Source organism: Candidatus Protochlamydia sp. R18 (assembly GCF_000648255.1).
Taxonomy (GTDB): domain Bacteria; phylum Chlamydiota; class Chlamydiia; order Chlamydiales; family Parachlamydiaceae; genus Protochlamydia; species Protochlamydia amoebophila.
The window spans coordinates 1-7,779 of sequence record NZ_BASL01000674.1 but is presented as its reverse complement, the minus strand read 5'-3'; the positions used below and the strand labels follow the sequence as shown (position 1 = coordinate 7,779).

2 protein-coding genes are annotated in these 7,779 nt (G+C 41.8%); both read right to left on the bottom strand.

The genetic code is table 11. The annotated features are described in order from the left end of the window. On the bottom strand, window positions 1–3,851 hold a 3,851-nt coding region (locus TY19_RS04935; RefSeq protein WP_042280668.1), incomplete at its 3' end, for a hypothetical protein. A gap of 287 nt (window positions 3,852–4,138) precedes the next feature. Beyond that, on the bottom strand, window positions 4,139–7,779 hold a 3,641-nt coding region (locus TY19_RS04930), incomplete at its 5' end, for a hypothetical protein (protein ID WP_042280667.1).

Sequence of the window (7,779 nt, the reverse complement as noted above, 5' to 3'; positions counted from 1 at the left end):
TGGGGATTTTTATCGGCTTTTAGGGTATGCAAAAGAGGAGCATCTAGCTGAATCGAGGCAAGTGCCACACACCTCTTAAGTTGCAATTCTTCTAATTTGGCAAACTGCAAATAGGTTGGTGTGAGAGGAAAGCGTGATTTTTCAAACGCGCGCAGCTGAGCGCATCGGTTTAAATAAAGCGTTTTGAGATTAGGAGAGCACTTTTCGATTTCCAGAATGGCCTCTTCTTTAATAAATGGACAACCGCTTACATTTAAATAGGTAAGTTCAACATGCAAAAAAGGTTTTAAGGTGGTGTGATCTAAAACAGCGCAGTTCATCAAAGTCACTTTTTTGGGTCGAAGACCTTTATTTTTCATTAAAAAGATTAAAGCATGTAACACGAGGCGTTGCCGCTCTCGATCGGATCTTTCCCCTTTGATCATGTGCCTAAAATCTGCTTCAATCCACTCTCCTTCTTGGTTTTCGCCAAACAAAACATGGGAAGCGCATCGGTTTAAGGTAAACGCAAAAAGCTCGCTTTGGGCTTTTTCGGGGGAGTATTCTTCGCGCTGTTGAATTTCTTCAAACGTTGGGAGCTTGCCAAAGCTAGCTGCATCGGCTTGGGCGGAAGTGAGAGAAATGTCTACCTGACGATCGATCGCTTGTTGTAATCTTTGTTTGGGATCTAAACTGCTAGTAACGGCTTGCTGATATTTAGAGTACACCCAACGGTCTAAGGTTTGCTTGTGACTCCCCCGTAAATTAACGAGATAGGGTAAAAGATCGATAGGAGCAAGTCTTTTTTTATCTTTTAAAGCTTGACGTAAGCAGTCTTGTAGATGGTAAAATTGCACGAGTACATTCATCACCGTGCCGCTGCGTAAAAGAAGCGTTCCTTTAAAGCGATCTTCTGGGTTTTCTTCATATAACTGTTCTTCCTCTTTAGAATTAAAAAGTTGAAGTTCGCGATAAGCCGCATCTTTTTGAATTAAGTCTTCAAGCCAACTACTGAGAATGAGGTTAGGCTCTAAACGGAGAAAAGCCTGCAACACTTCAGAGTCTAAATAGTACTTAGCATCTAAACAAAAAAGAGCCGAAGAAAAATGAACCTTATGCCCGAAGAAATAATGGATGACCGGTTCGACAAAAGAAATATCGTTATCGACGCAGAAAATGCGGTGCGTCTTTTCTTCGACAACATAGTTGGAGAAGCGCCCATCGCCTGGGCGAGTCAATAAAGCACACAGGCAAGCCCAGGTCAATTGCTTGACGTCTAGCTGTTTGGCATTTTCTAACGTCTGCCCTTGTATTGTTTTGGAAATTAAAACGGGATAGACTCGTTTTTTTCCTTTGATGTCGACCTCAAAACGTGCTAGCTGCGTTGGAGAGCTCAACTGACCCGCAATGCGTGCCGTCAGCGCATGGATGGCATATTCCAGCAAAGGATGGGTCGGCTTTTGTTTAAAATGCAGCTGATATCCGTTATGGGTTGCACTCGCAACGGGATGAGCGCTTTTATATTGCCGTTTGAGATTGCCCGTTTCTTCTAAAATTTGTTCACACACGTCCTGGTTGAGATACCGAGCATCGGGCACTGCCGGGCAGCGGATTTTGACTTGGAAGGGATCGTCTGGATCTGGATGGTCGGTTGTCATGGCAAGAATTGCTTGTTGAAACTGCTCTTCTTCTAAGCGTCGGCTTTGTCTAACTCCGCTTGGGTTGGGAATAGAAGCCAGATGAGCGCTTAACGCAGCCAAATTTTCCTCCTCGGGATAGCTATCTAAGACTTTAAGATAGGTCTCTCTTAGAGGTTCCGTGAAAGTCATCTGGGAGAGTCTTTGGTAGTAAGCTTCATGCCAATGCCAAGCTTGATCCGGATCAAGCGCATCAGCTTGTTGTCTGGAAACGAGATGATGTACGAAATGAGCGGTCCAGGGCTTGAGATTTTCTATGTTATCGGGGCGCAGCTCCTCTTCGTAATAAGCCCCTCGAAGGAGATCAATTTTTTGAAAATGAGAGTCTAGCTTAGAAATGCAAGGTTTTAATTGATGAGAATCTAGGTTAGAGAGGCAAAACTTCAAGTTACGGTAAAGAGGGCGCAGGACAAGCCAGTAAATCTTGGCCAGGATTTCTTTTTCATCACAAAATTCTTCTAGGTTAACCTCTTCTTTTTGTTCCCCACAGGTAAAATGGAGGCCCACTCTTTTTAGGTAAATGGCCGCCACCGCCTCTTGCAATAAGAAACCACTTTCGGCTGTGAAAATTTCCTTTTTCACGAGCGCGTCAATGAGATCGAGTGTATTGGCTTCTTCTATGCCGAAATAAAGGGACAAATCATTTAAAAGGTGATGGAGCAGCTCCGAGTAGTGCTTTTTTAGATCGATAATCTTCTCTTTAAAGGGATGGCACCAAATCTGTTCATAGGTCTGCAGGCGATCTGTTAACAGCTGTAGCGCCTGACACTTGCGCCTGATTTCTTTTGTTTGTAGAGAATTTTCATCGAGATAGGTACGCATTTGCGCTTGGTAGAGGTCAAAGAGCGACGAGTTCGTTTGATGAAAGGAGATAGTTTTACGCAGCGTATTATTATGCGAATTAGAAGGATACTCCTCTATTTTTTGCATCTGAGCCAATCCATCGGGCGTGTGGATAAGATCAGGGACAACCGCTGGATTGCCGCCAGAATCGACATGAAAGCCGGAGCGGTGTTTAGTCCCGATACAAGTAAAGACGGGCAAGCCTTGTGCGGGATCTTCTCCCAAGGCTATTATTTGTAGTTCTAATAGGCGAGCTAATTTTACAAAGTACGGGCGATGCTCAATTGCTTCCATGAGAATGCACCATTCCAAGTCTGAGTAAGGACAGATTTCTTCTTTGGCTAGAGATCCCATTGCTCGCAAATCGTACGAACACGGAGGATCTCCTAAAATGGCAATGGCATCTTCGACTAAAGCTTGCAGAAAATTGATCAAGTTCGCAGAAACTTTTTTTTGAAAAGCACGCACCTCTTCAATGATAAAATTTTGCAAGTCGATTGTCTGATAGAGCTCGTAAAAGCTTGCGCGATAAGTATCTAAATTTTTTCGGTAGGTAGTTGTGATAAAACAAGTCGTGGGAAAAGTTTTACTGTTTAAATAACGGTCCATCGTTGGTTTTAGATGATGCAGCCCACTTGCCTCTATCGGTTTTTGTCCTCCTCGCTTGCTAAATAGAGCCGCTATAAGTTTGCGTACTTGTTTATAGAATAATTTAATCAAAGCATGCTGTTCACCCTTGCAGCAGATTGCTTTAAAACGCGTTTCAAGATTTGTGATGAGTTGCACGACTTCCTGACTCTTATCTTCGGCTCTTGCTTTTTTCAAACGCTGCTTAAAAACGCTAAGGGACGTTGAAGCGACTTTAAAGTAGCGAGAAGCTTGGCGTTGGGATTCTGAAGAAGCCATCGAGATGCTCTGAGCCTTTACTGCGTAATGAAGAGCATTGATGGGATCTTTAACTTGTTTCTTATTTAGCTGTTCTTGTTTTCCTTGCTTGTAATGCCATTTGGCGAGTTCGGTAGCTAACTGCTTTTGTTCTTCTGCAAAACAGGAGTCTGATGCTAAATTGAGCAGTAAACGTACACCCTCTTCTATCTCTTTAGGAGACTCTACGACGGGAATAAGCAACAAGAGGCAGTCAAAAATCTTTTTGAGTATCTCTTTTTCCGCATAGGGCGTCAAAAAGGCCATAAAAAAATTAAACTGCTCGACAGCTCGAGAGTATTTTTCCTTCTTAATAGTAGCCAAAATTGCATCGAGGCTTTTTAAGTCTTCTAATTTTGATGGCTGCTCACTAAAAGGTTGGGCCGAGATAGGATGAGTGCTTTGCATGACTTGGCTATCCTTTGATTTAACAAAAATTCACATCGAAAAGATACTATCAAAAAGAAACACCTCAATCAATTTAAAATTTGATTTAAAAGTCATTGCTTGTTTTGATAAGGGCCAGTCTAAGGGATGCTTTCATCGCAAATGAATGAAAACCAAGCCGACGCTATAACCAATCATCTTAGAGTTTTCTGTATAAAAATCTAAAATGTTTATTTTTTTTGTGAAGACAGAGAACTCTAAGAGCAGCTCCAATGGAATAAAGAGCTTGATTAATTGTTTATAACTCCCTATTGCTTTATTAAATTACCGTTAAGCCAAAACTTCTTAAGAGCAGTATTAGAAGCAAGAACCTTTGCAAGAGCTTCCATTCCCTTATCGCTGATTTGGTTATTATTAAGGTTAAGATACAAAAGAGCACTATTGGAAGCAAGAGCGCGAGCAAGCGCTTCCATTCCCTTATCGCTTATTAGGTTTTTGTTAAGATAAAGTGTATTCAGAGCCTTATTGGAAACAAGAGCAAGAGCAAGCACTTCTGCTATCCTATCGCTTATTAGGTTTCTGTCAAGATTGAGTGACTCAAGAGTCGTATTGGAAATAAGAGCGCGAGCAAAAGCTTCCATTCCCTTATCGCTGATTTGGTTTCCGTTAAGATGAAGTTTTCTAAGAGCAGTATTGAAGACAAGAGCCTGGGCAAATGCTTCCATTCCTTTATCGCTGATTCGGTTTTTGTTAAGAAGGAGTGTCATAAGAGCAGTATTGGAAGCAAGAATCCGAGCAAGCGCTTCTGCTCTCCTATCGCTTATTAGGTTTCTTTCAAGCCAGAGATGGTTAATAGTAGTATTGAAAGCAAAAGCGAGATCAAGAGTCATTGCTCCCCTATCGCTTATTTGGTTACTATTAAGCCGGAGAAACTTAAGAGCCGTATTAAAAGCAAGTCCATTAGCAATAACTTCCGCTTCCTTATCGCTTATTCCCCTGTAACTAAGTTCAAGCGAAGTGAGCCGAGAATCATTCATATAAAGTTGAAATAATTGTGTACGGTCAATTTCTGAAGTTTTTATTTCTTTTAAAATTTTACTCACTCCTTCTTCTTTCGCCTTTTTTAAATCTAAATTCGGACATCTTGTAAAACTTCCTTTAAAATACGGAGCACCTGTTTTGAAAAAGAGCGTTTTTAAATGGGGATTTTTATCGGCTTTTAGGGTATGCAAAAGAGGGGCATCTAGCTGAATCGAGGTAAGCGCCTCACACCTCTTAAGTTGCAATTCTTCTAATTTGGCAAACTGCAAATAGGTAGAAACGAAAGGAAAGCGTGGTTTTTCAAACGCGCGCAGCTGAATGCAGCGGTTTAAATAAAGCATTTTGAGGTTAGGAGAGCGATTTTCCATTGCTTGAATGGCTTCTTCTTTGATAAGCGGGCAGCCGCTCACATTTAAATAGTCGAGTTCAACATGCAAGAAAGGCTTTAACGAGATGTGATCTAAAACAGCACAGTTCATCAAAGTCACTTTTCTGGGTCGAAGCTTTTTATTTTTCATTAAAAAGATTAGGGCATTTAAAACGAGACGTTGCCGCTCCCGATCAGGTGTCTTTCCTTTAACCATCTTTCTAAAATCTGCTTCAATCCATTCTCCTTCTTTGTTTGTTCCGAACGCGACATGTGAAGTGCACCGACTTAAAGTAAACGCAAAAAGCTCACTTTGAGCTTTTTCAGGAGAGTATTCTTCACGTTCTTGAATTTCTTCAAACGTCGGGGGTTTGCCAAAGGTGGCTGCGTCAGCTTGAGCGGAAGTGAGAGAAATGTCTACCTGACGATCGATCGCTTGTTGTAGCCTTTGTTTGGGACTTAGGCTGCTTGCATTAGCTTGCTTATATTTAGAGTACACCCAGCGATCTAGGGTTTGCTTGTGACTGCCCCGTAAGTTGATGAGATAAGGCAAAAGATCGAGAGGGGCAAAATCTTTTTTATTTTTTAAATCTTGGCGTAAGCAGTCTTGCAAATGGTAAAATTGAATGAGTAGATTCGTCACCATCCCGCTGCGCAAAAGAAGCGTTCCTTTAAAGCAATCTTCCGGGTTTTCTTCATATAAAATTTTTTCTTCTTTAGGAGTAAAGAGATGAAGAGCGCGGTAGTTCTCGTCTATTTGGATTAAGTCTTCGAGCCAACTATTAAGGATGAAATTAGGATCTAAATTAAGGAAAGTCTGTAGTACTTCAGGATCTAAACGGTATTTAGCAGGTAAGCAAAAAAGAGCTGAGGAAAAATGGACCTTATGTCCGGCGAAATGGTGGATGACAGGTTCGACAAAAGAAATATCATTATCGACGCAAAAAATGCGTTGCGTCTCTTCTTCGACGACATAGTTCGAGAAGCGACCATCGCCTGGACGTGTCAATAAGGCACACAGGCAAGCCCAGGTCAATTGCTTGACGTCTAGCTTTTCTGTGTTTTCTAACGTTTCTCCTTGAATTGTTTTTGAAATTAACACGGGATAGATTTGTTTTTTTCCTTTCACATCAACTTCAAAGCGTGCCAGCTCAGTTGGAGGACTCAAATGCCCCGCAATGCGTGCCGTCAGCGCATGAATGGCATATTCCAGCAGAGGATGCGTCGGTTTTTGTTTAAAGTGCAGATGATAGCCTTCATAGGAAGCACGCGCAACGGGGTGAGCGCTTTTGTATTGCCGTTTGAGGTTTCCCGTTTCTTCTAAGATTTGTTTGCACACGGCCTGGTTGAGATACCGAGCATGTGGCACTGCCGGGCAGCGGATTTTGATTTGGAAGGGATCGTCTGGATCCAGATGGTCGATTGTCATGGCAAGAATTGCTTTTTGAAACTGTTCTTCTTCTAAACGTTGGCTTTGTCTAATTCCGCCTGGATTGGGAATCGAGGCAAGATGAGCGATTAAATTACTAAAGCTTTCCTCAGTGGCATAAGAGTTCAAAACATTAAGATAGATTTTTCTTAGAGGTTCCGTAAAAGTCGTCTGTGAGAGTCTTTGGTAGTAAGCTTCATGCCAATGCCAAGCCTGATCAAGCGCCTTCGCTTGTTGCCTGGAAACAAGATGATGTACGAAATGAACCATCCAAGGCTTGAGATTTTCTATTGTATCAGGATGCAGTTTCTCTTCGTAATAAGCCTCCTGAAGGAGATCGATTTTTTGAAAATAAGAGTCGAGATTAGAAATGCAAAGCTTTAGTTGATAAGAGTCTAGGTTAGAGAGACAAAATTTTAATTTGCGGTAAAGAGGGCGCAACACAAGCCAGTAAATCTTGGCCAGGATCTCTTTTTCATTACGAAATTCTTCTAGACTAACCTCTTCTTTTTGCTCCCCACAAGTAAAATGGAGATCTACTCTTTTTAGGTAAATAGCCGCCACCGCCTCTTGCAATAAGAAGCCACTTTCAGCGGTGAAAATTTCCTTTTTCACAAGTGCGTCGATAAGATCGAGTGTATTGGCTTCTTCCATGCCAAAATAAAGAGATAAATCATTTAAAAGGTGAGGGAGCAGCTCCGAGTAGTGTTTTTTTAGATCAATAAGCTGGATTTTAAAAGGATCATACCAAATTTTCTCATAGGCCTGCAGCCGATCCGTTAGCAGCTGTACCGCCTGACACTTGCACCTGATTTCTTCTACTTGCGGCAACTCTTCATCAAGATAGATGCACATTTGCGCTTGGTAGAGTTCAAAGAGTTTATGGGTATTTTGGTGAAAAAAAATTGTTTTGCGCAGCGTATTACTAGGGGAAGTTGAGGAATAATCCTCCATTTTTTGCATTTGGGCCAATCCATCGGGTGTGTTGATAAGAGCAGTGACAAAAGCTGGGTTGCCACCAGAATCGACATGGAAACCAGAGCGGTGTTTAGACCCGATGCAAGTAAAAACGGGCAATCCTTGCGCTGGATCTTCTCCCAAGGCTATTATTT